We start from the raw sequence: 26,406 nt of genomic DNA, 5'->3' as shown, positions 1-26,406 counted from the left end.
CGCAAGCGCCGCCATCCGGCAAGCTACTATTCTGCAATCTTCTCGGCAATGTACGGATCCTCATAGCCCAGAGCAAGCATAATCTCTGTTTCGAGGGATTCCATCTCTTCCGCTTCATCGTCTTCAATATGGTCGTAGCCGAGTAAATGCAGGCTACCGTGCACCACCATGTGCGCCCAGTGGGCCTCAAGCGGTTTGCCTTGCTCCTGCGCTTCTTTCTCAACCACCTGACGGCAGATGATCAAATCGCCCAGCAGCGGCATCTCAATGCCCGGCGGAGCCTCAAACGGGAAAGAGAGCACGTTGGTGGATTTATCTTTCCCGCGATAGGTCAGGTTCAGGTCGTGGCTTTCCGCGTCATCGACCAGACGAATCGTCACTTCAGACTCTTCCTGAAACTGCGGGATCACCGCATCCAGCCAGCCCTGAAACTGACTTTCTGTTGGCAGACCGGATTCGTCTTCACATGCCAGCTGTAAATCGAGGATAACCTGACTCATTTTTGTTCCTGCTCCTGAGCTTCGCGCTTGCGTTCTGCAGCCTGCTCGGCTTTGCGTTTCTGTTCTGCTTCTTCCCAGGCTTCATACGCCGTGACGATACGGGCAACCACCGGGTGGCGCACCACGTCTTCGCTATGGAAGAAATTAAAACTAATTTCGTCGACTTCAGCCAACACTTCAATGGCATGACGCAGACCGGATTTGGTGCTACGCGGCAGGTCAATCTGGGTGATATCGCCAGTGATGACCGCTTTGGAGTTAAAGCCGATACGGGTCAGGAACATTTTCATCTGTTCGATGGTGGTGTTCTGGCTTTCATCAAGAATGATGAACGCATCGTTCAACGTACGACCGCGCATGTAGGCCAGGGGCGCAACTTCAATGACGTTACGCTCAATCAGCTTTTCAACCTTTTCAAAGCCGAGCATTTCGAAAAGCGCGTCATACAGCGGTCGTAAATACGGATCGACTTTCTGGCTGAGATCTCCTGGCAGGAATCCCAGTTTTTCGCCCGCTTCCACTGCCGGACGGGTCAGCAGAATGCGACGGATCTCCTGACGCTCAAGCGCATCAACCGCAGCGGCAACCGCGAGATACGTTTTACCCGTACCCGCAGGGCCAACGCCAAATGTAATGTCGTGGTCGAGGATATTCGCAATGTACTGTGCCTGGTTCGGCGTGCGCGGCTTAATTACTCCACGCTTGGTTTTGATGTTCACCGCTTTGCCAAATTCAGGCACGCTGTCTGCGCTTTGCTCAAGCACACGCGCTTCTTTGATCGCCAGATGAATTTGTTCAGGCTCGATGTCCTGCGTCTGACCGCGCATTGGGGCGGTATCGACGTACAGGCTACGTAAAATATCTGCCGCAGCGGTGACGCAAATTGGACGACCGGTCAGTTTAAAGTGGTTATCACGGCGGTTAATTTCGATGCCGAGGCGACGTTCCAGCTGTTTGATGTTGTCATCAAATGGGCCGCAAAGGCTCAACAGGCGGGCGTTGTCTGCGGGTTCAAGGGTGATTTCGCGAGTGTCTATGTTCAAACTGTTCCTCTTATGCATGTCTCGCCGGACGCTGAACATTTACCGGCATCTAAGGAAATTATTCACGCCATGGGGGAAAGGCGCAAGCATTGCAGCAAATATGGGGATGATAGGGCAGATTACAAGACCCGCCGGGACAGCGAGCCCAGGATTGTAGGCCCGATAAGTGTAGCAGTATCGGGCCTTTTTTACGTTTTTCAGCAGGATTAAGGCTGATAAATACCGACGCCCAGATCGTTTTCTTTGCGGGTACGCGCAATGACCGATTCAGGGGATTCTGCGATACGCAGACCCATTTCGTCCTCGGTACGCACCACTTTACCGCGCAGGGAGTTAGTCCAGACATCGGTAATTTCTACGTCTACGAACTTACCGACCATATCCGGGGTGCCTTCAAAGTTCACCACACGGTTATTTTCGGTACGGCCTGACAGTTCCATGATGCTCTTACGCGATGTGCCTTCAACCAGAATGCGCTGGGTCGTGCCGACCATACGGCGGCTCCAGGCCATAGCTTGCTGGTTGATACGCTCCTGTAGAATGTACAGACGCTGTTTCTTCTCTTCTTCCGGTACGTCGTCAACCATATCGGCGGCAGGGGTGCCAGGACGCGCAGAGAAAATAAAGCTGTAGCTCATGTCAAAATTGACGTCAGCAATCAGCTTCATGGTCTGCTCGAAATCCTGCGTGGTCTCACCCGGGAAGCCAACGATGAAGTCGGAGCTAATCTGGATATCCGGACGCGCAGCGCGCAGTTTGCGGATGATCGCTTTGTATTCCAGCGCGGTATGGGTACGCCCCATCAGGTTCAGTACGCGGTCTGAACCGCTCTGTACCGGCAGATGCAGGAAGCTCACCAACTCTGGCGTATCGCGATAAACTTCAACGATATCATCGGTGAATTCGATCGGATGGCTGGTGGTGAAGCGGATACGATCAATACCGTCGATCGCTGCGACCAGACGTAACAGATCGGCAAAAGATCCGATCGTGCCGTCGTAGTTCTCACCACGCCAGGCGTTCACGTTTTGCCCCAGCAGGTTCACTTCACGCACGCCTTGGGCTGCAAGCTGGGCGATTTCAAACAGAATATCATCCGCCGGACGGCTGACTTCCTCACCGCGGGTGTAGGGCACCACGCAGTAAGTACAATATTTATTACAACCTTCCATGATGGACACAAACGCGCTTGGACCTTCAGCACGCGGTTCTGGCAGGCGGTCGAACTTTTCGATCTCCGGGAAACTGATATCAACCACCGGGCTACGGGTCGTGCTTCCACGCACTTTGTTGATCATTTCCGGCAGGCGGTGCAGCGTTTGCGGCCCAAAAATAATATCGACGTAATGCGCGCGCTGGCGAATATGATCGCCTTCCTGAGACGCAACACAGCCACCGACCCCAATGATGAGCTTGGGGTTTTTCTCTTTTAACAGTTTCCAGCGGCCCAGTTGATGGAACACTTTTTCCTGAGCCTTCTCACGGATTGAGCAGGTATTCAGCAGCAGCACATCCGCTTCTTCCGCCACGTCAGTCAGTTGATACCCATGAGTGGCATCCAGCAGATCGGCCATCTTCGATGAATCGTATTCGTTCATCTGACAGCCCCAGGTTTTAATATGGAGTTTTTTGGTCATCGACTTGCTCTTGCGAAATTGTGGCTGAAATGCAGGGCGCATAGTGTACTGCTTTGGCGCGGTTGTGACCAGTATGACGGATGTCAGCCTCAAGGGGTAAAAAATCCTGTAAACTTACACAATACATGTAACTGGATAATTGACCATGACAAATCAACCAACGGAAATTGCCATTGTCGGCGGGGGGATGGTCGGCGGCGCGCTGGCGCTTGGACTGGCGCAGCATGGATTTACGGTAACGGTCATTGAGCATGCCGTTCCCGCGCCGTTTGTGGCTGACGGACAGCCTGATGTCAGAATTTCTGCCATTAGTTCCGCGTCGGTGTCGTTGCTAAAAGGGCTGGGCGTCTGGGATACGGTGCAGGGGATGCGCAGCCATCCTTATCGTCGACTGGAAACGTGGGAGTGGGAAAATGCCCATGTGATGTTTGATGCCGCCGAGCTTAAGCTGCCTCTGTTGGGCTATATGGTGGAAAACACGGTCCTGCAACAGGCGCTCTGGCAGGCGCTGGAAGCTCACCCCAAAGTCACGCTGCGCGTACCGACGTCCCTGATTTCTTTGCATCAACATAACGATCGACATGAGCTTGAGCTGGCAGGTGGCGAAACCATCAGCGCGAAGCTGGTCATCGGCGCCGATGGTGCCAACTCTCAGGTGCGAAAAATGGCCGGGATTGGTATCCATGCCTGGCAGTACGCGCAGTCCTGTATGTTGATAACCGTGCAATGCGAAAATTCACCGGGAGACAGCACCTGGCAGCAATTTACGCCTGACGGCCCGCGCGCGTTTTTACCGCTGTTTGATAACTGGGCCTCGTTGGTGTGGTACGACTCACCGGCTCGCATCCGCCAATTGCAAGCGCTGAATATGCCGCAATTGCAGTCGGAGATTGCTAAACATTTTCCATCGCGACTCGGTAAGGTGATGCCAGTGGCTGCGGGGGCGTTCCCGCTTACGCGTCGTCATGCGCTGCAATATGTGCAACCGGGGCTGGCGCTGGTAGGTGATGCCGCGCATACCATTCATCCGCTGGCGGGGCAGGGCGTTAATCTGGGCTTTCGTGATGTCGATGCGTTGATTGATGTGCTGGTGAACGCGCGCAGCTACGGTGAATCCTGGGCCAGTCAGCCGGTGCTCAAGCGCTATCAGAATCGCCGTATGACTGACAATTTCATCATGCAAAGCGGTATGGATCTGTTCTATGCCGGATTCAGCAATAACCTGCAGCCGCTGCGCATCATGCGTAATCTCGGGCTCATGGCCGCAGAGCGCGCTGGCGTACTGAAACGTCAGGCACTGAAGTATGCGTTAGGGTTGTAATTCAGGCAGGCCTACGGGGAAAATACGTAGGCCTGATAAGCGGAGCGCCATCAGGCGATAAATGCAGAAAAGCAAAAAGCTCGCCGAAGCGAGCTTTTTTAATATGGCTGGGGTACGAGGATTCGAACCTCGGAATGCTGGTATCAGAAACCAGAGCCTTACCGCTTGGCGATACCCCAACGGGTGCACCCACAGAGTGGACGACTTTTTAATATGGCTGGGGTACGAGGATTCGAACCTCGGAATGCTGGTATCAGAAACCAGAGCCTTACCGCTTGGCGATACCCCAACAATTTTTTGGATTTACCGAACGAGTCGATACGTCCTTAATATGGTGGCTACGACGGGATTCGAACCTGTGACCCCATCATTATGAGTGATGTGCTCTAACCAGCTGAGCTACGTAGCCAAATACTAACATTTTCTTCGATGGCTGGGGTACCTGGATTCGAACCAGGGAATGCCGGTATCAAAAACCGGTGCCTTACCGCTTGGCGATACCCCAATGACCGTTGCGGTGAACCGCTATATCGAAGAAAAAAATGGCTGGGGTACCTGGATTCGAACCAGGGAATGCCGGTATCAAAAACCGGTGCCTTACCGCTTGGCGATACCCCATCCGTGCAACGCTTACGGGTGAATGGTGCGGGAGGCGAGACTTGAACTCGCACACCTTGCGGCGCCAGAACCTAAATCTGGTGCGTCTACCAATTTCGCCACTCCCGCAAAAAAGATGGTGGCTACGACGGGATTCGAACCTGTGACCCCATCATTATGAGTGATGTGCTCTAACCAGCTGAGCTACGTAGCCATCTTTTTTTCGCGTAACCTTATCGGCGTTGCGGGGCGCATTATGCGTATTGAGCCTTGAAGCGTCAACCCCTTTTTCATTGAAAATAGCTGGAATGTGACTGTTTGGTTAGGTTGCGAACAGCATGACGCAATATTCGGCAATTATTAGTTATTAATTGTTTTTTTGCACAGAAAACAAACATAAAAAAAGAGCCCCGCAGGGCTCTTATCTAAGGATTAACTTATTTATAAGCGGACTGGTGTACGCCAACGGCACGGCCAGATGGATCGTTCATGGTTTTAAACGCCTCATCCCATTCGATCGCCTTGGCAGAAGAACAGGCAACCGACGGCCCGCCAGGCACGCATTCGGCAGCGCTTGCTACCGGGAACAACTCTTCGAAAATCTCACGGTACAAATACGCTTCTTTTGACGATGGCGTGTTGTACGGGAAACGGAAGCTGGCGGTTTCCAGTTGTTGGTCTGAAACTTGTTCTGCAGCCACCTCTTTCAGCGTGTCAATCCAGCTGTAACCGACACCGTCAGAGAACTGCTCTTTCTGACGCCATGCGACGCTTGCCGGCAGGTAGGACTCAAAACATTCGCGCAGAACGTGTTTTTCCATTTTGCCGTTGCCGCACATTTTGTCCTGCGGGTTGATGCGCATCGCCACATCAAGGAATTTCTTATCCAGGAAGGGCACGCGAGCTTCTACACCCCAGGCCGACATGGCTTTGTTGGCACGGGCGCAGTCGAACATATGCAGCGCTTGCAGCTTGCGCACGGTTTCTTCGTGCAGTTCTTTTGCATCTGGCGCTTTGTGGAAATAGAGATAGCCGCCAAACACTTCGTCCGAACCTTCACCCGACAACACCATTTTAATGCCCATCGCTTTAATTTTACGCGACATTAAGTACATTGGCGTCGAGGCGCGAATCGTCGTGACATCGTAAGTTTCGATGTGGTAAATCACGTCGCGGATCGCATCCAGACCTTCCTGCACGGTGAAGTGGATCTCATGGTGCACGGTCCCCAGATGGTTCGCCACCTCTTGCGCAGCTTTCAGATCCGGAGCGCCTTCCAGGCCGACGGCGAAGGAGTGCAGCTGTGGCCACCAGGCTTCGCTACGTTCCTGATCTTCAACACGGCGTGCCGCGTATTTTTTAGTTATCGCGGAAATGACGGATGAATCCAGACCGCCGGACAGCAGTACGCCATAAGGAACATCTGACATCAGGTGGCTTTTCACCGCATCTTCCAGCGCCTGGCGCAGCTCGTTTTTATCGGTAACGTTGTCTTTGACTGCATCGTATTCAAACCAGTCGCGCTGGTAGTACTGACGAATTTCACCGTCTTTACTCCACAAATAGCTACCGGCCGGGAATTCTTTGATTGTGCGGCAGACAGGAACCAGCGCTTTCATTTCAGACGCAACGTAGAAGTTACCGTGCTCGTCGTAACCCATATACAGCGGGATGATCCCGATATGATCACGACCGATCAGGTAGGCGTCCTGCTCGCTGTCGTACAGGGCAAAAGCAAACATGCCTTGCAGGTCATCGAGGAACGCGGGTCCTTTTTCCTGATACAGCGCGAGGATAACTTCGCAGTCGGAACCGGTCTGGAACTGGTAGCGATCGCCGTATTCAGCACGCAGTGTCTGGTGGTTATAAATTTCACCGTTAACCGCCAGGATATGTGTCTTCTTCATGTTGTACAGCGGCTGAGCACCGGCATTGACGTCGACGATGGACAGACGTTCGTGCGCCAGAATGGCGTTATCACAGGCGTAAATACCTGACCAGTCCGGGCCGCGGTGGCGCATCAGACGAGACAGTTCCAGGGCTTTTTTACGCAGTTCAACTGCGTCAGTTTTAATATCGAATACGCCAAAAATAGAACACATAACCTTCTCCGTTAACCTGTTGCGTGATGCTTTTTATGTTTGCTTGATAAAGAAAATGCCGCAAAGCTGGAGAGGGCGCAAGCGAATTACGGGTCAGAAAATAAAAAACGCAATGGTCATTGTGGATTGATGAAAAAAGAATATGTAATGAGCGCTATTATTGATGAATCAGCAGTGAAATGGTGATTTTATTGAATGGATGTCTTTTTCAGGCCGGATAACTTGCAGATGTTGTTATCCGGCTAAAGAGATTAAATGACGTCTATTTCAGCAACGGACGGGTAAATCCAGCTTGGTCTGAACGGCATGTTGTCAATATCATCAAGCTTGGAAACGCCAGACAGTACCAGGATAGTTTCCAGACCCGCCTGAAAACCTGCCAGAATATCGGTACGCAGGTTGTCACCAACGATAACGGTTTCTTCCGAGTGTGCCTGCATTTTGTTGAGCGCCGCGCGAATAATCCACGGGCTGGGTTTGCCGACATAAAACGGTTTACGGCCTGAGATCTTCTCAATACCGGCACAGAGTGCTCCACAGGCGGGATAAAAGCCGCGACCGTGGGTATCCGGGTTAGTGGCGATAAAACGAGCGCCGTTGGCGACAAAATACGCCGCTTTATGCATCATGTCCCAGTTATAGGAACGTGTCTCGCCAACAATCACAAAATCGGGGTTCACGTCGGTAATGGTAAATCCAGCTTTATACAGTTCGTGTATTAACGCGCCTTCACCCACCACGTAGGCCTTTTTTCCTTCCTGGCGACGAAGAAAATCAGCGGTAGCCATCGCGGAAGTATAAAAGACGCTATCAGGGACATTCACACCCGCGGTGGCGAAGCGGTTTGCCAGATCTTGCCCGGTCTGCGAAGGGTAGTTAGTCAGCAGGACTAACGGCAGGCCTTTTTCCAGGATCCCAGTCAGAAATTCTGCCGCACCCGGTACAGCAACATTGTCGTGCATCAGCACGCCGTCGATATCACAAATTACATTCTTAATGGCCATGGACAATCCGACATTAAAAAAAGAAGGCATTACTATACACAAAATACACTACATCATTCGAGTTGCATCAAGGCGGCAAGTCTGCGAACCCCTGGAGCTTACTGAAGTAAGTGACCGGGGTGAGCAGATGCAGCTCGAAGGATGACGTGTATTAGTTTTCCAGCAAACGTTGCAGCAGTGTACCGTTGAGCATTGCGCGCTTCACCAGCGCAAAGGCGCCAATGGCGGAGCGGTGATCCAGCGTGGACCGAACCACCGGTAAATTATGGCGAAACGCCTTTAACGCCTGCGTGTTGATACAGCTTTCTATTGCAGGCAGCAGCACCTTATCCGCCTCGGTAATTTCGCCCGCAATGACGATTTTTTGCGGGTTAAACAGGTTGATGGCAATGGCGATAGTTTTACCCAGGTGGCGACCAACGTGCTCAATAACTTCTGCTGCCAGATTATCGCCTTTATTTGCTGCCTTACAGATGGCTTTGATGCTGCAATCATCCAGCGTGAGTCGACTTGGATAACCCTGCTTCAGTAAGTTTTGCACGCGATGTTCAATAGAAGCATTGGCGGCAATGGTTTCCAGGCAGCCGAAATTACCGCAGTGACAGCGCTCACCCAGCGGCTCTACCTGAATATGACCAATCTCGCCGACGTTGCCATTGCGACCGATGAAAATTCGGCCATTGGAGATGATACCCGCGCCGGTTCCGCGGTGCACTCGCACCAAAATGGAGTCTTCGCAATCCTGGCTTGCCCCGAAATAGTGCTCAGCCAGCGCCAGGCTGCGAATATCATGACCAACAAAGCAGGTGACTTTGAAGCGTTTTTCGAGCGCTTCGACCAGTCCCCAGTTTTCGACCTGAATGTGTGGCATATAGCGGATGACACCGCTTTCAGGGTCGACAAGGCCTGGCAGGATGACAGAAATTGCGATCAGCTCACGGATTTTCCGCTGGCAGCTCTCAATAAAGATGGCAATGGTGTTGAGCAGCGCATATTCCAGCGTTTCCTGGGTGCGCTCCGGGAGGGGGTAATGCTCTTCAGCAACCACTTTACTGCTCATATCATAGAGTGTGAGCGTCGTATCATGGCGACCCAGGCGTACGCCGATGGCATGGAAATTGCGGGTTTCTGTGACGATAGAGATAGCGCGGCGGCCCCCGGTGGAGGCCTGCTGATCGACTTCTTTGATCAGCCCGCGTTCGATCAACTGACGCGTAATTTTGGTTACGCTGGCGGGGGCAAGCTGGCTTTGCTCGGCAATTTGAATTCGCGAGATTGGCCCATGCTGGTCAATCAGGCGATAAACCGCCGCGCTGTTAAGCTGTTTTACGAGATCAACATTACCTATTTGAGCTTGTCCGCCTGGTGTCATTCTTTCTCTTACTCAGTAACGACCTCGTTGCCATTAACGATGGTCTTGATAATTTTAAAGTCGTGCGTGAACGCAGTCAGGTTGGCTACTTTGCCTGGCGCGATGCTGCCGAGTTGTTTGTCGACGCCGATGGCGCGAGCAGGGTAGAGCGTTGCCATGCGTAAGACTTCGTCGAGGGCGATATTTGCATGCTCGACCAGATTGCGTACGCCTTCAATCATGGTTAATGATGAACCGCTCAACGTGCCGTTCTCATCAACACACAGTCCATTGCGGTAGTATATTGTTTTACCAGCGAAAATGAACTGTTCAATGTTTGCACCTGCTGGCGCGGTCGCGTCAGTAACCAGGCACAGCTTGTCGCCTTTCAGGCGCTTAGCATTACGAATGTTAACGTAGTCAACGTGCAGGCCATCGGCGATGATACCGCAGTAGATATCGGCTTCATCCAAAATAGCGCCCGCCAGACCGGGTTCGCGGCCGGTAATGTACGGCATCGCGTTGAACAGGTGCGTTGCAAAGGTAATACCTGCACGGAATCCGATTTTTGCTTCTTTTACCGTTGCATTGGAATGACCCGCAGAAACCACGATACCCGCATTCACCAGTTTGGTGATGACCTCTACCGGGACCATTTCTGGTGCCAGTGTGACTTTGGTGATCACATCCGCATTATCGCACAGGAAATCAACCAGTGCAGCGTCCGGCTGACGGACAAATCCCGGATTATGGGTGCCTTTTTTAACAAGATTCAGCCACGGGCCTTCAAGATGAAGTCCTAATGCCTGATTCGGGTGTTTCGCCAGGTATTCACGCATCACGCGAACACCTTGTTTCATCAGGTCATCGCTGGTGGTGATAAGCGTTGGCAAATAGTTGGTGCAGCCAGATTTTTCATTGGCTTTTTGCATGATTTCCAGCGTTTCAACGGTTACGGCTTCTGCCGTATCGTTAAACTGCACGCCACCGCAGCCGTTCAGCTGTACATCAATAAAACCGGGGGAAACAATGGCCCCATTCAGTGAGCGCTGTTCAATCCCTGACGGTAATTCAGCCAGTGGGCAAACGCTGTCGATCAGGCCATTGGCGACAACAATCGCATGGTCATCAAGAATTTCGTGACCGGTAAAGATCCGGCCCTGGGTTAAAGCATACATTCCGACCCCCGATTTCAAAAAAATGCCGCCCTGCAACTTATCGACAGGGCGGAGACATCAATTACAGACCTTTAATATTTTCCGCTTCTAACTCGTTGAAGTATTTCAGCGTCTTCACTTTCAGTTCCATGGTGGAAGGCTCATCGCAGACCACAACGGCTTTTGGATGCAACTGCAGGCAGCTGATGGTCCACATGTGGTTAACGTTGCCTTCAACGGCGGCTTGCAGCGCCTGTGCTTTCTGGTGGCCCAGAACCAGGATCATCACTTCTTCAGCATCCAGCAGGGTGCCCACGCCAACGGTCAGCGCATATTTAGGCACCTGGCTTACGTCGCCGTCAAAGAAGCGTGAGTTAGCAACACGTGTGTCGTGAGTCAGCGTTTTAATGCGGGTACGGGAAGCCAAAGAGGAAGCTGGCTCGTTGAACGCGATGTGACCATCGTTGCCTACACCGCCCATAAACAGGTGGATTTTACCGTAAGAACGGATTTTTTCTTCATACTGACGGCATTCTGCATCAATATCCGGCGCGTTACCATTGAGGAGGTTGATGTTTTCTGCTGGAATATCAACGTGATCAAAGAAATTGCGGTGCATAAAGCTGTGGTAGCTTTCCGGATGCTCTTTCGGCAGGCCAACATATTCGTCCATGTTGAACGTAACAACATGCTTGAAGCTCACCTGGCCCGCTTTGTGCATTTCAACCAATGCTTTATAAGCTGTCAGCGGAGTACCACCAGTCGGCAGGCCCAGAACGAACGGACGATCTGCCGTTGGTTTGAACGCGTTAATACGGTTAACGATATGGCGAGCAGCCCATTTGCCGACTTGTTCAGCGGTATTCAGGGGGATCAGTCTCATTCTTCACCTCAAAAGTAAAAGTAAGCAGTTGGCGGATTGAGTCTCTGTGCAGTAATAAGCGTAACCTGGTTTTGCATCGGTAAGGATCAATCCGTTTCGATTTTTTGAATGATAAAATAAGTTTTCGTAGTTAGCCAGTGAAAGGGAGGGTTAATAACGATATTTGGTGACTGAAATCACAAAAAACACGCGTTTAATTTGCGATACGAATTAATTTTTCACACACTCTGAATGTAGATGAATGGTTAATATCGTTGTTCCAGAATCTTGCTGTCAGGAATGGTCGCACAATAAAAATATGGCTTCAAAGAAGCCTAATCGGGGTCTCGTAGGGGGAATAAAATGAATATTTTAGGTTTTTTCCAGCGGCTGGGTAGGGCGTTACAGCTCCCCATCGCTGTGCTGCCAGTCGCGGCACTGCTGCTGCGATTCGGCCAACCAGATTTACTTAACGTACCCTTCATCGCGCAAGCGGGTGGGGCTATCTTTGATAACCTCGCGTTAATTTTTGCGATCGGTGTTGCTTCCAGCTGGTCAAAAGACAGCGCAGGTGCAGCAGCGCTGGCAGGTGCGGTCGGTTATTTCATATTGACCAAAGCAATGGTTACCATTAACCCTGCAATCAATATGGGCGTGCTGGCTGGTATCATCACCGGTCTGGTCGGCGGTGCCGTGTATAACCGCTGGTCTGGTATCAAACTGCCTGACTTCCTGAGCTTCTTTGGCGGCAAACGCTTTGTGCCGATCGCCACTGGCTTCTTCTGTCTGGTGCTGGCTGCTATCTTCGGTTACGTATGGCCGCCGGTACAGAACGCCATCCATGCGGGTGGTGAGTGGATCGTGGGCGCTGGTGCGCTGGGTTCCGGTATCTTTGGTTTCATCAACCGTCTGCTGATCCCAACCGGTCTGCATCAGGTGCTGAACACCATCGCCTGGTTCCAGATTGGCGAATTTACTAACGCTGCAGGTACCGTATTCCACGGTGACATCAACCGCTTCTACGCGGGTGACGGCACTGCGGGTATGTTCATGTCTGGCTTCTTCCCAATCATGATGTTTGGTCTGCCGGGTGCGGCGCTGGCAATGTACTTCGCGGCTCCGAAAGCACGTCGTCCGATGGTTGGCGGTATGCTGCTGTCCGTTGCGATCACCGCGTTCCTGACCGGTGTTACCGAGCCGCTGGAATTCCTGTTCATGTTCCTGGCTCCACTGCTGTACCTCCTGCACGCACTGTTAACGGGTATCAGCCTGTTCGTTGCAACACTGCTGGGGATCCACGCAGGCTTCTCCTTCTCCGCAGGTGCTATCGACTACGTGTTGATGTACAACCTGCCAGCAGCAAGTAAGAACGTCTGGATGCTGGTGGTGATGGGGCTGGTGTTCTTCGTTATCTACTTTGTGCTGTTCAGCGCGGTTATCCGTATGTTTAACCTGAAAACGCCGGGCCGCGAAGATAAAGAAGACGATATCGTTACTGAAGAAGCCAACAGCAACACTGAAGAAGGTTTGGCTCAACTGGCAACCAACTACATTGCAGCGGTTGGCGGTACTGATAACCTGAAAGCGATTGATGCCTGTATCACTCGTCTGCGTCTGACCGTTGCCGACTCCGGTCGCGTAAACGATGCGATGTGTAAGCGTTTAGGTGCATCTGGAGTAGTTAAGCTGAACAAGCAAACTATCCAGGTCATCGTGGGTGCGAAAGCCGAATCCATCGGCGACGAAATGAAGAAAGTTGTCGCGCGTGGCCCGGTGGCAGCAGCATCTGGTGAAAGTGCACCAGCAGCAGCGGCCCCAGTAGCAAAACCGCAGGCTGTAGCGAATGCAGTCACCGTTGAAGCGCTGGTTTCTCCTATTACTGGTGACGTAGTTGCGCTGGAACAGGTTCCTGATGAAGCCTTCGCCAGCAAAGCAGTAGGCGACGGCGTGGCAGTGAAACCAACGGATAAAATCGTGGTTGCTCCGGCTGCGGGCACCATCGTGAAAATCTTCAACACTAACCATGCGTTCTGCCTGGAAACTGTTAAAGGCGCGGAAATCGTGGTCCATATGGGCATCGATACCGTAGCGCTGGAAGGCAAAGGCTTTAAGCGTCTGGTTGAAGAAGGTGCGGAAGTTACGGCAGGCCAACCGATTCTGGAAATGGATCTGGAGTTCCTGAACGCTAACGCACGTTCGATGATAAGCCCGGTTGTGTGCAGCAACAGCGATGATTTCGGCGCTCTGGTTATTAAAGCCGAAGGTCATGTGGTTGCCGGTCAAACACCACTGTATGAGATTAAAGGTAAATAACTGCTCCTGAGTAAAGTGAGTTAAGTGCCTTAAGCGGCGGGGGATATTCCTCCGCCGCTTTTTTTTGCAGCAAATGCCCTCATATATCCTGTTGAAACACCTTTTTTGTGCAACTAATAGTTGTCTCCTGACGTCGCTTATAAGATCATACTCCGTTATACGTTGTTTACGCTTTGAGGAATCCACGATGAGTGAGGCTGAAGCCCGCCCGAGTAACTTTATTCGTCAGATCATCGATGAAGATCTGGCCAGTGGTAAGCACACCACTATCCATACCCGTTTTCCGCCGGAGCCAAATGGCTATCTGCACATTGGCCACGCGAAATCCATTTGTCTGAACTTTGGCATTGCGCAAGATTACCAGGGCCAGTGCAACCTGCGTTTTGATGATACGAACCCGGTTAAAGAAGATATCGAGTACGTTGAGTCGATTAAAAACGACGTTGAATGGTTAGGTTTCCACTGGACTGGCGATATTCGCTACTCTTCGGATTACTTCGATCAGCTTCACGCCTATGCGGTAGAGCTCATTAATAAAGGCCTGGCGTACGTTGACGAACTGTCAGCGGACGAAATCCGTGAATACCGCGGCACGCTGACTCAGCCTGGCAAAAATAGCCCGTACCGCGATCGTAGCGTCGAAGAGAACCTGGCGCTGTTCGAAAAAATGCGTACCGGTGGCTTTGAAGAAGGTAAAGCCTGCCTGCGCGCGAAAATCGATATGGCGTCGCCGTTTATCGTGATGCGCGATCCGGTGCTGTACCGCATTAAGTTCGCCGAACACCACCAGACCGGCAACAAGTGGTGCATCTACCCGATGTACGACTTTACCCACTGCATCAGCGATGCGCTGGAAGGCATTACGCATTCCCTGTGTACGCTGGAGTTCCAGGATAACCGTCGTCTGTACGACTGGGTTCTGGACAACATCACCATTCCGGTTCATCCGCGTCAGTACGAATTCTCGCGCCTGAATCTGGAATATACCGTGATGTCCAAGCGCAAGCTGAACCTGCTGGTGACCGACAAGCACGTTGAAGGCTGGGACGATCCGCGTATGCCGACGATTTCTGGCCTGCGTCGTCGCGGTTACACCGCTGCCGCGATCCGTGAGTTCTGCAAACGCATTGGCGTGACCAAGCAAGACAACACCATTGAGATCGCTTCTCTGGAATCCTGTATCCGCGAAGATCTGAACGAAAACGCCCCGCGCGCGATGGCGGTTATCGATCCGGTTAAACTGGTTATCGAAAACTATCCGCAGGGCGAAAGCGAATTGGTCACCATGCCTAACCATCCGAACAAACCGGAAATGGGCAGCCGCGAAGTGCCATTTAGCGGTGAAATTTGGATCGATCGCGCAGACTTCCGTGAAGAAGCGAACAAGCAGTACAAGCGTCTGGTGATGGGCAAAGAAGTACGTCTGCGTAATGCTTATGTGATCAAAGCCGAACGTGTTGAGAAAGATGCGGAAGGGAATATCACCACCATTTTCTGCACCTACGATGCCGACACCCTGAGCAAAGACCCGGCCGATGGTCGTAAAGTCAAAGGCGTTATTCACTGGGTGAGCGCGTCCCATGCGCTGCCGATTGAAATCCGCTTGTACGATCGTCTGTTTAGCGTGCCAAATCCAGGCGCGGCGGAAGACTTCCTGTCCGTTATTAACCCGGAATCGCTGGTCATTAAGCAGGGTTACGGTGAGCCGTCGCTGAAGGCAGCGGTTGCAGGTAAAGCGTTCCAGTTTGAGCGTGAAGGTTACTTCTGCCTGGACAGTCGTTATGCAACGGCTGACAAGCTGGTGTTTAACCGTACCGTTGGTCTACGTGATACGTGGGCTAAAGCGGGCGAATAAGCCGCAACACATCCTCTCTAAACGCCGCTTCATGCGGCGTTTTTTTTCGCAAAAAAAACGTGTTCCAGGCTCCGTTTGCGGAGCGAATTAATTACATATCCGTAATAATGGGCTGGGCGAATGTTTTTACGTTTAAATAACTTACCTCAATATGAAATGGGCTGAAACCGATTTCATCTCCATGGAAAACAAGCGATTTTTTAATTTTTTCAACGCTTTTTTATCTTCCGATGAAAATGTAACAGAAAGCAATCAAATATGTGCGGTTGCTCATACTATTACATACTCGTTACAGAAAGAGATTGATAATTCGCGTCGCGAAAAATAGTCTATTCATTGTAGTCACTGAGGTTTTCTTAGCGCTACTTTTTTATTTTTTGTTTTTTCGCTGTCCGCTTTTGTCGGCAGCATTTTATACGTCAAAGAGGATTAACATATGCGTACGTTTAGTGGCAAACGTAGTACGCTGGCGCTGGCTATCGCCGGTATCACAGCAATGTCGGGTTTTTTTGTCGCTCCGCAGGTACACGCCGAAGGATTTATTGATGACTCAACCTTAACAGGTGGCATCTATTACTGGCAGCGTGAGCGTGACCGTAAAGATGTGACCGATCATGACAAATATAAAACCAACCTTTCTCACTCCACCTGGAACGCTAACCTCGACTTCCAGTCCGGTTATGCGGCCGATATGTTTGGTATTGATATCGCGGCATTTACCGCTATTGAAATGAACGAAAGTAGCGAAAGCGGCCATCCAAACGAAATCGCATTCTCTTCCAAAAATAAAGGCTATGACGAGGATTACTCCGGCGATAAGAGCGGGATTAGCCTTTATAAAGCAGCAGCTAAATTTAAATACGGCCCAACCTGGGCGCGCGCTGGTTACATTCAACCAACCGGGCAGACTCTGCTGGCACCGCACTGGAGTTTTATGCCAGGTACCTATCAGGGAGCTGAAGCCGGTGCCAACTTCGATTACGGTGATGCTGGCGCACTGAGTTTCTCCTATATGTGGGCTAACGAATATAAAGCACCGTGGCACACCGAAGTCGATAAATTCTATCAGGCTGATAAAAAGACCAGCGTTGATTACCTGCACTCAATTGGCGCGAAATATGACTTCAAAAATAACCTGTTGCTGGAAGCGGCATTTGGTCAGTCTGAAGGTTACGTCGATCAGTACTTCGCAAAAGCCAGCTACAAATTCGATTTAGGCGGTAACCCATTTACCACCAGCTACCAGTTCTACGGTGCACGCGACAAGGTTGATGATCGTACCGTGAACGATATTTATGATGGCACTGCCTGGTTGCAGGCGTTGACCTTTGGCTACAAAGTGGCAGAAGTCGTCGACCTTCGTCTGGAAGGGACCTGGGTTAAAGCGGACGGCCAGCAGGGTTACTTCCTGCAGCGTATGACCCCAACCTACGCCTCTTCAAACGGTCGTCTGGATGTCTGGTGGGATAACCGTTCTGACTTCAACGCCAACGGTGAAAAGGCAGTCTTCTTCGGCGCAATGTATGACCTGAAGAACTGGAATCTGCCGGGCTGGGCGGTAGGCGCGTCCTACGTTTACGCATGGGATGCTAAGCCATCAACCTGGCAGCTCAACCCGGATGCGTACTACGACAAAAACCGGACTATCGAAGAATCTTCTTACAGCCTGGATGCGGTCTACACCCTGCAGGAAGGTCGTGCGAAGGGCACCATGTTTAAGCTGCACTTCACTCAGTACGACAACCATTCAGACATTCCGAGCTGGGGCGGTGGCTACGGCAACATGTTCCAGGATGAGCGCGACGTGAAGTTCATCGTTATTGCTCCGTTCACCATCTTCTAATGCCAACAGCGGCAGGCCGGGTGCCTGCCGCCTCGTTGAGGAAAGTGCTATGAAAAAACTGATACTCATCGCCGTTATGGCATCAGGGCTGGTGGCGTGTGCGCAATCTCCTGCGCCGAAAGAGGACAGCCGTCTGAAAGAAGCCTACAGCGCGTGTATTAATACCGCGCAGGGATCGCCGGAGAAAATTGAAGCCTGCCAAAGCGTGTTGAATGTGCTGAAGAAAGAAAAACAGCACCAACAGTTTGCCAATGAAGAAAGCGTACGCGTGCTGGATTATCAGCAGTGTATCCAGGCCACGCGCACGGGTAACGGTCAGTCCGTCAATGCTGATTGTGACAAGGTCTGGCAGGAAATACGCAGTAAGAATACTGCGCAGTAAATCGAAAAATGAAAATACAACGGGCGGAGAATTCTCCGCCCGTTTGCATGTCAGAGTTTCTGTTCGGCCGGTTGATAATGACGACTCAGGCGGACAAACAACATTGCCGTGGCGGCGAGTCCGCAAAGTGCCGCGCACATCAGCCACCATCCCGGCGAGCTTTTATCTCCGGTTAGCTGGACCAGCGCCGTGGATATGACGGGTGTCAGACCGCCAAAAATCGCCGTAGCCAGACTGAAGGCCAGTGAAAAACCCACCGTACGGACATAGACAGGCATCACCTCGGTGAGTGCCGCGACCATTGCCCCATTGTACATACCAAAAAAGAACGAGAACCAAAGCAGGACCAACGTCATGCGCATAAAATCTGGCGCGGCGGTGAGCCAGTGCATGACCGGCCAGGTGGTGAGCAGTGCGAGTAGGGTAATCCCCATCAACACCGGACGACGACCAATTCGGTCAGAAATCGCTCCGCCAATCGGCAGCCAGATAAAGTTAGAAATACCGACCAGCATGGTGACGATCAGGCTGTCGCGAGCGCTCAGATGGAGTACAGCCCTGCCATAGGTCGGGGTATAGACGGTAATAAAGTAAAACGTCGTTGTGGTCATCGCCACCAGCAGTGTACCCGCTGAGATCAGACGCCAGTTTTTGATGATAGTGGTGAAAATTTCCCTGGTGTCGGGACGGTGTGTACGTTGTAAAAATGCGTCCGTTTCCTGAAGCGAGCGGCGCAGGACGAAGATCAACGGAATAATCATACAACCAATAAAGAACGGAATGCGCCAGCCCCATTCAGAGATTTCATCGTGCCCCAGTGTGGCATTCAGGCCGTAGCCAATCAGCGCTGCCACCACAATGGCAACCTGTTGGCTGGCAGACTGCCAGCTGGTGTAGAAACCTTTATTGCCAGGCGTGGCGATTTCAGAAAGATAAACCGAAACGCCGCCCAACTCTACGCCCGCAGAGAAGCCCTGCAATAATCGACCGACTAATACCAGCACAGGAGCCAGCAGGCCAATACTTTGATAACCGGGAACCAGAGCAATCAACAGGGTCCCGCAGCCCATGATCGCCAGCGTCACCATCAGTCCTTTGCGGCGACCAATTCTGTCGATATAAGCACCCAGCACGATTGCGCCAACGGGCCGCATTAAAAAACCCGAACCGAAAACCGCAAAGGTCAACATGAGCCCGGCAAACTCACTCTCCGCGGGGAAGAAAGTCTTTGCGATATAGGTGGCGTAAAACCCGAACAGAAAAAAGTCGAACTGTTCGAGAAAATTACCGCTGGTTACCCGCAGTATTGCGCCGAAAGTTCCGGTGCGCGATGGTTGTTGTGTCATTGGGTTTGCTCCACTGTCTTATCATAATATTTATAGAGGTAAGAGTTTGCGGGTTAGTCGCCTGAGACTCCCGCCTGTTTGCCGCGCCGTTTCTCAATCGCCCACTTGAGTAAGGCTGCGCAGCGGTAAAATCCGTGGGCAAATTTTCCGTAAGGAATGGTCAGAAAAAGCGCCATGACCACGCCGAGATGAATGGCCAGTAAAATAGCCATCCATGAGGTATCTCTTCCCGCCAGCAGCGCCAGACCGGTCAGACTGGTCAGCAGCAGCAGCAAAATAAAACCGCGATCCATCGGTTTTTGCCGGGCGTCGCCGTGTAGCGGTGAGCGCCTGAGATTAAGCCATAGCAAGCCAGCCGGACCGACAACCAGGCCAATGCCACCCAACGTGCCCAGCATGACCGGAACGCTGAAGAACGGGTAGGGTGCTTCTATGCCTGCAAAGTAGTGATAGCCCGTTGCCACCACGGTGGCGGCAAAGCAGAGCATAAAACCATAGAAGGTAAAGTGGTGGAAACGGCGACGCATCAGGGTGAAAGCATCATCCGCTTCGTTACAACCTTTGCCATGGCCTCCATCGAGATACTTCAGCGTCAGCGCATTGTGCGAGGCTTCAGCAATCTCGGCGGAACGCGGCATGCCCGGAGAAATCTCGCGCCAGAAGCGGATCACGCCTGCCATCAGCAAACCGATCGCCAGAACAAAGACCGAACCAAACATCCAGGCCAGCAGGTTATGCGGGAAAATTTGATAGAAATCCCCGGCCAGCGGAGGATGGAATAGTGAACCTTTCAAACCTATAGCGAGGAGTAAAAACAGGATCAGACCGAATACCAGCGCCAGCGTCACGGTTACGCCTGCGCGACGATATAGCGCTCCAAAAGCGGCGGGCTGCGCGTAATGCTGATAGGTTTCGAGCCGGACTTCCGCCATCGCCTTCGGCACGTTTATGGCAAATTCATGAGGCGGGGCATACTGACACGCGTGCAGGCAAGCGCCGCAGTTATGGCACAAGTTTGCCAGATAATTGATATCCGCTTTACCGAATTCCAGACGTTGCGTCATGGCCGGGAATACGGCGCAAAAGCCTTCACAATAGCGACAGGCATTGCACACCTGCATCACACGTTCAACTTCCGCTTCCGGTTCGGTGATAATTTGCGCTTTGATGATCAGTTTCTCAAGCTGCTTCATGACGTGTCTCCTTACGTGCGGCCAGCGCGGCTTCTTTTCCGGCAATGCGGCCAAAGGTCGTGCCGATCGACATCCCCACGCCTGCGGTGTAACCCTTGCCCAGCACGTTGCCCGCCATCATCTCTCCGGCGACGAACAGGTTACGGCTTGGAAGCCCTGCAAAATGCACAGCGGCGCGTTCGTTCACTTTTAACCCAAGATAAGTGAAGGTGATTCCTGGCCGCAGGGCGTAGCCGTAGTAAGGCGGTTGATCCAGCGGTCGCGCCCAATGCGTTTTCTCGGGTAGCAAATCTTTAGTGGCGCAGTTATCCAGAACGGTATGGTCGAACTGACCTGGCTGGCAGGCGTTGTTGTACTCTGTCACGGTGTGGGTAAAGCGTTCGGCATCCAGTCCTAACTGAAAGGCCAGTTCAGCCAGCGTATTGGCCTGCGTGCCAGGAAAGACCGGAGGCATGAAGTGTCCGATAGCTTTACTGTCGATGATGGAGTAGCCAATCTGTCCTGGCTGTTGAGCGACCAGACGTCCCCAGATGGCGTAGCGTTTCGGCCAGAAATCTTCGCCTTCATCATAAAAACGCTCAGCGTCCCGGTTCACCACAATACCGAGCGAAACGCAGTCCACGCGGGTGCAAATCCCGCCGTCATATAATGGCGCTCTGGCATCAATTGCCACACAGTGTGACTGGGAGGGATCGCCGATAATGTCTGCGCCAGCATCCATCATAAATTTGAGCAGTACGCCCTGATTAAAACGCGTGCCGCGAATCAGAAAGTTATCCGCAGGCCACTCGCCGTGCTCGTTCTCTCCCCAGGCTTCTCGCAGCCACTCCCGGTTAGATTCGAATCCGCCAGCGGCAAGTACGCAGGATTTCGCTGTGATACGCTCGTTGCCTGACAGCGCCGCCACGAACTCGCCATTGTGCAGTTCAAGCGTCTGTACCGGTGTGTTGTAGCGGATTTGTACGCCCAGCTTTTCTGCGCTGCGGTAATAGGCATTCACAAGGGCTTTTCCGCCCCCCATAAAAAAGGCGTTGGTCCGCGCCACGTGCAAAGCGCCAGAGAGAGGAGGCTGAAAGTTAACGCCGTGCTGGCGCATCCAGTCGCGGCATTGGGAAGAGGTACGGATCACCAGACGCGCCAGGGCTTCGTTGGTATTTCCTTCCGTGACGCGGCGCAGATCCTGCCAGAACTCCTCTTCCGGATAGCTTTCCACCAGCACATCCTGCGGCGCATCATGCATACAGCGCAGATTACGCGTGTGTTGGGAGTTTCCCCCTCGCCATTCCCGGGGAGCCGCTTCGAGCAGAAGTACCGAAGCTCCTTGCTCCCGGGCGGACAAGGCAGCGCATAACGCGGCATTGCCACCACCAATCACCAGAACATCAACCATCGTATACTCCATTACCATTTAACCATTTGTTAAATTTGTAATTGAAATGTATACGCACAGCTTGTGCGGGCGCTATGACGTGGTGCTAAACGGTACTTTAGTTATTGTAAAGGATGGCGCCAGGCCAGCTTCCTGCTTCCACCAGTTGATGCATCACTTTCGTCAGCACCACGCGGGCCGCGAGGCCTGCCGGGGTGAGTTCATCGTCTGAGAGACTCACCAGAAAGTTGGGGCGGCTAAGTATTGGATTGTGGACGCCGATCACTCTTAGCGTCTCTTTATCTAGATGGGAAATTGCCGCGCCGGGCTGGAGAGTGGCACCAATGCCACTGCGCACGGCGCGCATGAGTAGCGCCAGACCATCAATTTCCGTGGCGATCTCAATGTTCAGCGCGTGTTCCTGACAAATCGCTTCCAGCCGGCCGCGCAGACCGTGGCCCGGGCTTGGCATTATCAATGGGATACTTGCCAGCTGGGCTGGAGCAATATTGTCATCGGCAATATCAGCCAGTAGGGCATGGGTCCCAATCAAAAACAGCCGTTCTTCGAGAATCGGTCTGGCACTCCAGCGCAGGATCTTTTCTTTTTGAAACACCACAGCCAGATCAATCTGGCGGGTATTAATCATCCGTTCCAGATTACCAGAGAGACTTTCCACCACGTGCAGACGGACATCACTGTAGCTTTCCCGCATGGCGTTGATAAACGGCATTCCGAGAACGGAAGCGGTACTGGGAGCCATGCCGACGCTGACGTGCCCGGAAAGCCGGGACTCGCGTGCGGCGAGGATCGCGTCGTCTGCGTGACGAAGCGCCAGCTGCGCCTGGGAGTAAAAAGCCAGCCCGGCGCTGGTGGGCGTCACGCCTCGCGAGGTGCGCTGCAGCAGGCGAATAGCGAGTTCGCTTTCCAGACGCGACATTTGCTGGCTGAGTGCCGAAACCCCGATATTGAGATCGAGTGCCGCGCTACCCATGCTGCCGGTTTCTACAATGCGCACAAAATAGCGTAGCTGGCGTAGTTCCATTTCGATTCTCCGGAAGGGGCAATTGATTTTTACATTAAAGCAACACAGGAGCGGAGGGAAGGGGAAAAGGGCAGGTAATGCCCATAAAAAAAGCCAACCGAAAGGTTGGCTTTTCATAAAGCATTACATTATTTGCCGTCGTGGGCATGCTCATCTTCGCGGCAATCGCCTTCAGCGCAGTGGCCGTAGAGATAGAGACTATGGTTGGTTAAACGAATACCATGTTTAGCCGCAATCTCACGCTGGCGCGCTTCGATGGAATCATCGCTGAACTCGACCACTTTGCCGCAGTCGAGGCAAATGAGGTGATCGTGATGATGCTGTTGAGTCAGTTCGAAGACGGATTTACCACCTTCAAAATTATGGCGGGTCACGATACCGGCATCATCAAACTGGTTCAGCACACGATACACGGTCGCCAGACCAATCTCTTCACCCATATCGATCAGGCGTTTGTATAAATCTTCCGCACTGACGTGATGGTTATCCGGTTCCTGAAGAACTTCCAGAATTTTTAAACGAGGAAGCGTTACTTTCAGGCCAGCCTTCTTTAATGCGGTATTGTTGTCAGTCATGCGGAATCTGTCCTGTAGCTAAACGATTCACTTCATTAACAGAAGTGACAGAAATTGCACTTGAGATAATGCGTATCATTATAGAACTGCCATGGCTAAATGAAAACTGCAAGTCTCTGGCATATATTGTTAATCAAAACGTGGTATCGCCGACAAACACACTGTGCAACACCCGATTGGCATCCAGCCATTGTACAGGGTCAGACGAAAAAGTTACAAATTTGTAGCAATTATTTTGATTGGTTTTATCTATTGATGCGGCGCAGATAGAAATCTACGCCGCACGAAATCAGGCATTAATGATTTCGTCGAGGTGCAGCTCTTCAGAGATCTGCTTAACCCATTTTTCTACGCGTTCTGCTGTCAGTTCTGGCTGGCGATCTTCATCGATAGCCAGACCGACAAAGTGGTCGTCGTCAGCCAGGCCTTTAGACGCTTCAAAGTGATAACCCGCAGTCGGCCAGTGACCAACGATGGTTGCGCCGCGCGGTTCGATGATGTCGCGAATGGTCCCTAACGCATCGCAGAAATATTCTGCGTAATCTTCCTGGTCGCCGCAACCGAACAATGCAACCAGTTTGCCATTAAAATCAATGTCTTCGAGGGTAGGGAAGAAGTCGTCCCAGTCACACTGCGCTTCACCGTAGTACCAGGTTGGGATGCCGAGCAGCAGAATGTCATAACCTTCGAGGTCTTCTTTGCTGCTTTTTGCAATGTCATGAACATCGGCAACGTCTTTACCAAGCTGTTTTTGAATCATTTTTGCGATGTTTTCGGTATTACCGGTGTCGCTGCCGAAAAAGATGCCAGTGATTGCCATGAGTTAAATAACCTCTTGAAACTTATTGAAATGGTGGTGGCGCATTGCCCACGGATAAGGGCAATCATAGCAGAACAGTCAGGCATGCGGAAACAGCAAACACGCAGGACTGCACTCTGTGCTACACGATTTATGATTTAGAGCAGAAATTCAGACTATGCCTGACCGCGCAATGTGCTGAGTTGGGTCATCAGCATCTCTTCGATGAGTTCACTGCGACTCATGTTGCGCGCCTCGGCCAGCTCGTTCAGAGCGTCAACGGCATCAGCGTTCAGTTTCAGTTCGACACGCTTAAGCCCGCGAACTTTGTCACGCTTAAGCTGATTACGTTTATTAATACGTAACTGTTCATCACGCGAGAGCGGATTAGTTTTGGGTCGTCCCGGGCGACGCTCCTGCGCGAACAGATCTAATGTCGTACGGTCCGTTTGTTCTTTGGCCATGATCTTGGTGACTTCGGGGAAACAATCAGCCAGGCGTCTGCCCGGATGGATAGCGCGCCATAATACATCAGCAGGGGTGACACGCCAACGCCCACGCGCGTAATCGCGCGCAGACGCTGAGTTTTTAATCAGTTAGCCTGTTCGTTCAGATAACGACGGATGGCGCGCAGCACCGCCTCCGGTTTTTCCGCATGCACCCAATGACCGGCTCCTGCAATAACATGCGCCCGAGCCTGTGGGAATTGTGTCAGCAGTTGTTCGCGATACGCTTCGGTAACATACGGTGAGTTGCCGCCAGGGATAAACAGCGCCGGGTGCTCCCATGCAGGAATGGTTTCCCAACCGACGATATGAGGATACTGATCCCACAGCACGGGAACGTTAAAACGCCACTCGCCGTCGACGAAAGATTTCAGCAGAAACTGGATTACGCCTTCCTCATGCAGATGCTGACGCATGACGCTGGCCGCCTGCTGACGCGAAGTGGCCTGGGCATCGGTTACGGCATTAATAGCGGTAAAGATCGCATCGTGACGGCGAACATGATAGTCGACCGGAGCAATATCAATGGCCACCAGTCGATCGATACGATCAGGAGCCAGTGCGGTTAACGCCATGACGGCTTTTCCCCCCATCGAGTGACCAATAAAGGTCGCCTTTTCTATTTGCTGAGCGTCCAACGTATCCAGCAAATCTTGCGCCATGGCCGGATAATTCATCTCAGGGGAGCGAGGGGAGAGGCCATGATTTCGCATATCAACCTGGATGATATCGTGATCGACCAACAGATCGCGCGCCAGGATCCCCAGGTTATCAAGACTGCCAAACAGGCCGTGAACCAGGACGATGGGAGAATTATTGTGCAGATTTTGCGCAGATTGCGCTCGGATATTCAATTTCATGGCAAAGTTCTTTTTTTCACACTCACGGGTTAGGGTATCATGTTGACCATTCTGCCACATGGCTGCAACAACTACGGTTACTCTGAGTTTTGCTGGCCACCAGGCTTGACGCTATCCGCTGTTGGGATTTGCCTTTACACTACGTGTGTTTACCCCGACAACTTGTATTCAGCTAAACACTGCACTGGATTAAGATGAAAACGATTGAAGTTGATGATGAACTCTATAGCTATATTGCCAGCCACACCAAGCATATTGGCGAGAGCGCATCCGACATTTTACGGCGTATGTTGAAATTTTCCGCCGCATCACAGCCTGTCACTCCGGTAGTCAAAGAAGTCCGCGCTGTGCAACCTGTCGTGGAAGCTAAGCCGGTTAACCCCGTAAAAGATAAAGTGCGCGCGATGCGTGAACTGCTGCTGTCCGACGAATACGCGGAACAGAAGAAAGCAGTAAATCGCTTTATGCTGGTGCTGTCTACACTCTATTCACTGGATCAAAACGCGTTCGCCGAAGCAACGGAATCGTTGCATGGCCGTACGCGCGTTTATTTTGCAGCGGATGAACAGACGCTGCTGAAAAATGGTAATCAAACCAAACCGAAACACGTGCCAGGCACGCCGTACTGGGTGATCACCAACACCAATACCGGCCGTAAATGCAGCATGGTTGAACACATCATGCAGTCAATGCAATTCCCTGCGGAATTGATTGAAAAGGTTTGCGGAACAATTTAATCCTTGCAT

The 26,406-nt window shown here is 52.0% G+C and carries 23 protein-coding genes and 7 tRNA genes; 6 read left to right on the top strand and 24 right to left on the bottom strand.

Annotation, left to right across the window (positions count from 1 at the left end; all coding sequences use genetic code 11):
- Nucleotides 1-26: 26 nt before the first annotated feature.
- The 3 genes from ybeY to miaB all read right to left on the bottom strand — a co-directional run bounded on the left by ybeY (nt 27) and on the right by miaB (nt 3,180).
- Nucleotides 27-500 (bottom strand): rRNA maturation RNase YbeY, encoded by a 474-nt coding sequence (gene ybeY / locus OGX83_RS10950; protein ID WP_048214688.1) that lies wholly within the window; start codon nt 498-500, stop codon nt 27-29.
- Nucleotides 497-1,543: a PhoH family protein gene (locus OGX83_RS10945; RefSeq protein WP_003022776.1), complete on the bottom strand. Its 1,047-nt coding sequence runs from the start codon at nt 1,541-1,543 to the stop codon at nt 497-499. The genes ybeY and OGX83_RS10945 overlap by 4 nt, the downstream gene beginning before the upstream one ends.
- A gap of 206 nt (nt 1,544-1,749) precedes the next feature.
- Nucleotides 1,750-3,180 (bottom strand): tRNA (N6-isopentenyl adenosine(37)-C2)-methylthiotransferase MiaB, encoded by a 1,431-nt coding sequence (miaB, locus tag OGX83_RS10940; RefSeq protein WP_003022779.1) that lies wholly within the window; start codon nt 3,178-3,180, stop codon nt 1,750-1,752.
- A gap of 145 nt (nt 3,181-3,325) precedes the next feature.
- Here miaB and ubiF point away from each other — a divergent pair, with 145 nt between their 5' ends.
- Entirely contained in the window at nt 3,326-4,501 is a 1,176-nt protein-coding gene (ubiF, locus tag OGX83_RS10935; protein ID WP_250671181.1) for a 3-demethoxyubiquinol 3-hydroxylase, read from the top strand.
- A gap of 104 nt (nt 4,502-4,605) precedes the next feature.
- Here the strand turns inward: ubiF and OGX83_RS10930 are convergent.
- From OGX83_RS10930 to nagB, 12 genes are all read right to left on the bottom strand, one after another.
- A tRNA-Gln gene (locus tag OGX83_RS10930) sits at nt 4,606-4,680 on the bottom strand.
- A 35-nt stretch (nt 4,681-4,715) separates the two neighbouring features.
- A tRNA-Gln gene (locus tag OGX83_RS10925) sits at nt 4,716-4,790 on the bottom strand.
- A 43-nt stretch (nt 4,791-4,833) separates the two neighbouring features.
- A tRNA-Met gene (locus OGX83_RS10920) sits at nt 4,834-4,910 on the bottom strand.
- Between the two features lie 21 nt (nt 4,911-4,931).
- A tRNA-Gln gene (locus OGX83_RS10915) sits at nt 4,932-5,006 on the bottom strand.
- A gap of 38 nt (nt 5,007-5,044) precedes the next feature.
- A tRNA-Gln gene (locus OGX83_RS10910) sits at nt 5,045-5,119 on the bottom strand.
- A gap of 23 nt (nt 5,120-5,142) precedes the next feature.
- A tRNA-Leu gene (locus tag OGX83_RS10905) sits at nt 5,143-5,227 on the bottom strand.
- An 8-nt stretch (nt 5,228-5,235) separates the two neighbouring features.
- A tRNA-Met gene (locus OGX83_RS10900) sits at nt 5,236-5,312 on the bottom strand.
- A gap of 223 nt (nt 5,313-5,535) precedes the next feature.
- On the bottom strand, nt 5,536-7,200 hold the full coding sequence (gene asnB / locus OGX83_RS10895) for an asparagine synthase B (protein WP_003831332.1): 1,665 nt from the start codon (nt 7,198-7,200) through the stop codon (nt 5,536-5,538).
- Nucleotides 7,201-7,451: 251 nt separating this feature from the next.
- Nucleotides 7,452-8,204, bottom strand: coding sequence for a ribonucleotide monophosphatase NagD (nagD, locus tag OGX83_RS10890; RefSeq protein WP_003022792.1), 753 nt, complete (start codon nt 8,202-8,204; stop codon nt 7,452-7,454).
- A 151-nt stretch (nt 8,205-8,355) separates the two neighbouring features.
- Complete coding sequence (nagC, locus tag OGX83_RS10885; RefSeq protein WP_048235883.1) at nt 8,356-9,576, bottom strand: DNA-binding transcriptional regulator NagC; 1,221 nt, start codon at nt 9,574-9,576, stop codon at nt 8,356-8,358.
- Nucleotides 9,577-9,584: 8 nt separating this feature from the next.
- The gene (nagA, locus tag OGX83_RS10880) at nt 9,585-10,733 is read right to left on the bottom strand and encodes an N-acetylglucosamine-6-phosphate deacetylase (protein WP_003831339.1); all 1,149 of its coding nucleotides are present in this window, start codon (nt 10,731-10,733) and stop codon (nt 9,585-9,587) included.
- 61 nt (nt 10,734-10,794) lie between these two features.
- Nucleotides 10,795-11,595: a glucosamine-6-phosphate deaminase gene (gene nagB / locus OGX83_RS10875; RefSeq protein ID WP_003022803.1), complete on the bottom strand. Its 801-nt coding sequence runs from the start codon at nt 11,593-11,595 to the stop codon at nt 10,795-10,797.
- A gap of 342 nt (nt 11,596-11,937) precedes the next feature.
- Here nagB and nagE point away from each other — a divergent pair, with 342 nt between their 5' ends.
- From nagE to OGX83_RS10855, 4 genes are all read left to right on the top strand, one after another.
- On the top strand, nt 11,938-13,887 hold the full coding sequence (gene nagE, locus OGX83_RS10870) for a PTS N-acetyl glucosamine transporter subunit IIABC (protein ID WP_048235881.1): 1,950 nt from the start codon (nt 11,938-11,940) through the stop codon (nt 13,885-13,887).
- Nucleotides 13,888-14,074: 187 nt separating this feature from the next.
- Nucleotides 14,075-15,742 carry a glutamine--tRNA ligase gene (glnS, locus tag OGX83_RS10865; protein WP_008784103.1) on the top strand — a complete coding sequence of 556 codons (1,668 nt, stop codon included), beginning with the start codon at nt 14,075-14,077 and terminating at the stop codon, nt 15,740-15,742.
- Nucleotides 15,743-16,178: 436 nt separating this feature from the next.
- Nucleotides 16,179-17,585: a chitoporin ChiP gene (chiP, locus tag OGX83_RS10860; protein WP_286588019.1), complete on the top strand. Its 1,407-nt coding sequence runs from the start codon at nt 16,179-16,181 to the stop codon at nt 17,583-17,585.
- A gap of 49 nt (nt 17,586-17,634) precedes the next feature.
- Nucleotides 17,635-17,967 (top strand): ChiQ/YbfN family lipoprotein, encoded by a 333-nt coding sequence (locus tag OGX83_RS10855; RefSeq protein ID WP_008784106.1) that lies wholly within the window; start codon nt 17,635-17,637, stop codon nt 17,965-17,967.
- Between the two features lie 50 nt (nt 17,968-18,017).
- On the opposite strand, the gene OGX83_RS10850 is transcribed toward OGX83_RS10855, so the two are convergent.
- The 9 genes from OGX83_RS10850 to ybfF all read right to left on the bottom strand — a co-directional run bounded on the left by OGX83_RS10850 (nt 18,018) and on the right by ybfF (nt 25,660).
- Nucleotides 18,018-19,313 carry an MFS transporter gene (locus OGX83_RS10850; protein ID WP_286588018.1) on the bottom strand — a complete coding sequence of 432 codons (1,296 nt, stop codon included), beginning with the start codon at nt 19,311-19,313 and terminating at the stop codon, nt 18,018-18,020.
- Between the two features lie 53 nt (nt 19,314-19,366).
- Nucleotides 19,367-20,506: a tricarballylate utilization 4Fe-4S protein TcuB gene (gene tcuB, locus OGX83_RS10845; protein ID WP_103284882.1), complete on the bottom strand. Its 1,140-nt coding sequence runs from the start codon at nt 20,504-20,506 to the stop codon at nt 19,367-19,369.
- Nucleotides 20,493-21,896: an FAD-dependent tricarballylate dehydrogenase TcuA gene (tcuA, locus tag OGX83_RS10840; RefSeq protein WP_057067715.1), complete on the bottom strand. Its 1,404-nt coding sequence runs from the start codon at nt 21,894-21,896 to the stop codon at nt 20,493-20,495. The genes tcuB and tcuA overlap by 14 nt, the downstream gene beginning before the upstream one ends.
- A 97-nt stretch (nt 21,897-21,993) precedes the next feature.
- The gene (gene tcuR, locus OGX83_RS10835) at nt 21,994-22,920 is read right to left on the bottom strand and encodes a tricarballylate utilization LysR family transcriptional regulator TcuR (RefSeq protein WP_286588017.1); all 927 of its coding nucleotides are present in this window, start codon (nt 22,918-22,920) and stop codon (nt 21,994-21,996) included.
- A gap of 128 nt (nt 22,921-23,048) precedes the next feature.
- Nucleotides 23,049-23,495, bottom strand: a complete 447-nt coding sequence (fur, locus tag OGX83_RS10830) for a ferric iron uptake transcriptional regulator (protein WP_003022836.1) — start codon at nt 23,493-23,495, stop codon at nt 23,049-23,051.
- Entirely contained in the window at nt 23,488-23,574 is an 87-nt protein-coding gene (locus OGX83_RS10825; protein ID WP_100247215.1) for a ryhB-regulated fur leader peptide, read from the bottom strand. The genes fur and OGX83_RS10825 overlap by 8 nt, the downstream gene beginning before the upstream one ends.
- A 210-nt stretch (nt 23,575-23,784) precedes the next feature.
- Nucleotides 23,785-24,315, bottom strand: a complete 531-nt coding sequence (gene fldA / locus OGX83_RS10820) for a flavodoxin FldA (RefSeq protein ID WP_003022839.1) — start codon at nt 24,313-24,315, stop codon at nt 23,785-23,787.
- Nucleotides 24,316-24,470: 155 nt separating this feature from the next.
- Complete coding sequence (gene ybfE / locus OGX83_RS10815) at nt 24,471-24,758, bottom strand: LexA regulated protein (protein WP_003831362.1); 288 nt, start codon at nt 24,756-24,758, stop codon at nt 24,471-24,473.
- A gap of 128 nt (nt 24,759-24,886) precedes the next feature.
- Nucleotides 24,887-25,660 (bottom strand): esterase, encoded by a 774-nt coding sequence (gene ybfF, locus OGX83_RS10810; RefSeq protein ID WP_286588016.1) that lies wholly within the window; start codon nt 25,658-25,660, stop codon nt 24,887-24,889.
- Nucleotides 25,661-25,854: 194 nt separating this feature from the next.
- Here ybfF and seqA point away from each other — a divergent pair, with 194 nt between their 5' ends.
- Nucleotides 25,855-26,397, top strand: coding sequence for a replication initiation negative regulator SeqA (gene seqA, locus OGX83_RS10805; RefSeq protein WP_048214679.1), 543 nt, complete (start codon nt 25,855-25,857; stop codon nt 26,395-26,397).
- The last annotated feature ends 9 nt before the right edge of the window (nt 26,398-26,406 follow it).

The sequence above is a fragment of the Citrobacter sp. Cpo074 genome, from assembly GCF_030332745.1.
GTDB classification, from domain to species: Bacteria; Pseudomonadota; Gammaproteobacteria; order Enterobacterales; family Enterobacteriaceae; genus Citrobacter; species Citrobacter portucalensis.
This window is presented reverse-complemented; position numbering and strand designations above follow the sequence as displayed.

Coding starts and splice junctions, on each gene's coding strand:
- nagC (WP_048235883.1), bottom strand. CDS start 9,576: ATGACACCAGGCGGACAAGCTCAAATAGGTAATGTTGATCTCGTAAAA.
- tcuA (WP_057067715.1), bottom strand. CDS start 21,896: ATGGTTGATGTTCTGGTGATTGGTGGTGGCAATGCCGCGTTATGCGCT.
- OGX83_RS10855 (WP_008784106.1), top strand. CDS start 17,635: ATGAAAAAACTGATACTCATCGCCGTTATGGCATCAGGGCTGGTGGCG.
- asnB (WP_003831332.1), bottom strand. CDS start 7,200: ATGTGTTCTATTTTTGGCGTATTCGATATTAAAACTGACGCAGTTGAA.
- OGX83_RS10850 (WP_286588018.1), bottom strand. CDS start 19,313: ATGACACAACAACCATCGCGCACCGGAACTTTCGGCGCAATACTGCGG.
- seqA (WP_048214679.1), top strand. CDS start 25,855: ATGAAAACGATTGAAGTTGATGATGAACTCTATAGCTATATTGCCAGC.
- nagB (WP_003022803.1), bottom strand. CDS start 11,595: ATGAGACTGATCCCCCTGAATACCGCTGAACAAGTCGGCAAATGGGCT.
- glnS (WP_008784103.1), top strand. CDS start 14,075: ATGAGTGAGGCTGAAGCCCGCCCGAGTAACTTTATTCGTCAGATCATC.
- fldA (WP_003022839.1), bottom strand. CDS start 24,315: ATGGCAATCACTGGCATCTTTTTCGGCAGCGACACCGGTAATACCGAA.
- ubiF (WP_250671181.1), top strand. CDS start 3,326: ATGACAAATCAACCAACGGAAATTGCCATTGTCGGCGGGGGGATGGTC.
- ybfE (WP_003831362.1), bottom strand. CDS start 24,758: ATGGCCAAAGAACAAACGGACCGTACGACATTAGATCTGTTCGCGCAG.
- fur (WP_003022836.1), bottom strand. CDS start 23,495: ATGACTGACAACAATACCGCATTAAAGAAGGCTGGCCTGAAAGTAACG.
- nagE (WP_048235881.1), top strand. CDS start 11,938: ATGAATATTTTAGGTTTTTTCCAGCGGCTGGGTAGGGCGTTACAGCTC.
- ybeY (WP_048214688.1), bottom strand. CDS start 500: ATGAGTCAGGTTATCCTCGATTTACAGCTGGCATGTGAAGACGAATCC.
- tcuB (WP_103284882.1), bottom strand. CDS start 20,506: ATGAAGCAGCTTGAGAAACTGATCATCAAAGCGCAAATTATCACCGAA.
- ybfF (WP_286588016.1), bottom strand. CDS start 25,660: ATGAAATTGAATATCCGAGCGCAATCTGCGCAAAATCTGCACAATAAT.
- OGX83_RS10825 (WP_100247215.1), bottom strand. CDS start 23,574: ATGATACGCATTATCTCAAGTGCAATTTCTGTCACTTCTGTTAATGAA.
- miaB (WP_003022779.1), bottom strand. CDS start 3,180: ATGACCAAAAAACTCCATATTAAAACCTGGGGCTGTCAGATGAACGAA.
- chiP (WP_286588019.1), top strand. CDS start 16,179: ATGCGTACGTTTAGTGGCAAACGTAGTACGCTGGCGCTGGCTATCGCC.
- nagD (WP_003022792.1), bottom strand. CDS start 8,204: ATGGCCATTAAGAATGTAATTTGTGATATCGACGGCGTGCTGATGCAC.
- tcuR (WP_286588017.1), bottom strand. CDS start 22,920: ATGGAACTACGCCAGCTACGCTATTTTGTGCGCATTGTAGAAACCGGC.
- nagA (WP_003831339.1), bottom strand. CDS start 10,733: ATGTATGCTTTAACCCAGGGCCGGATCTTTACCGGTCACGAAATTCTT.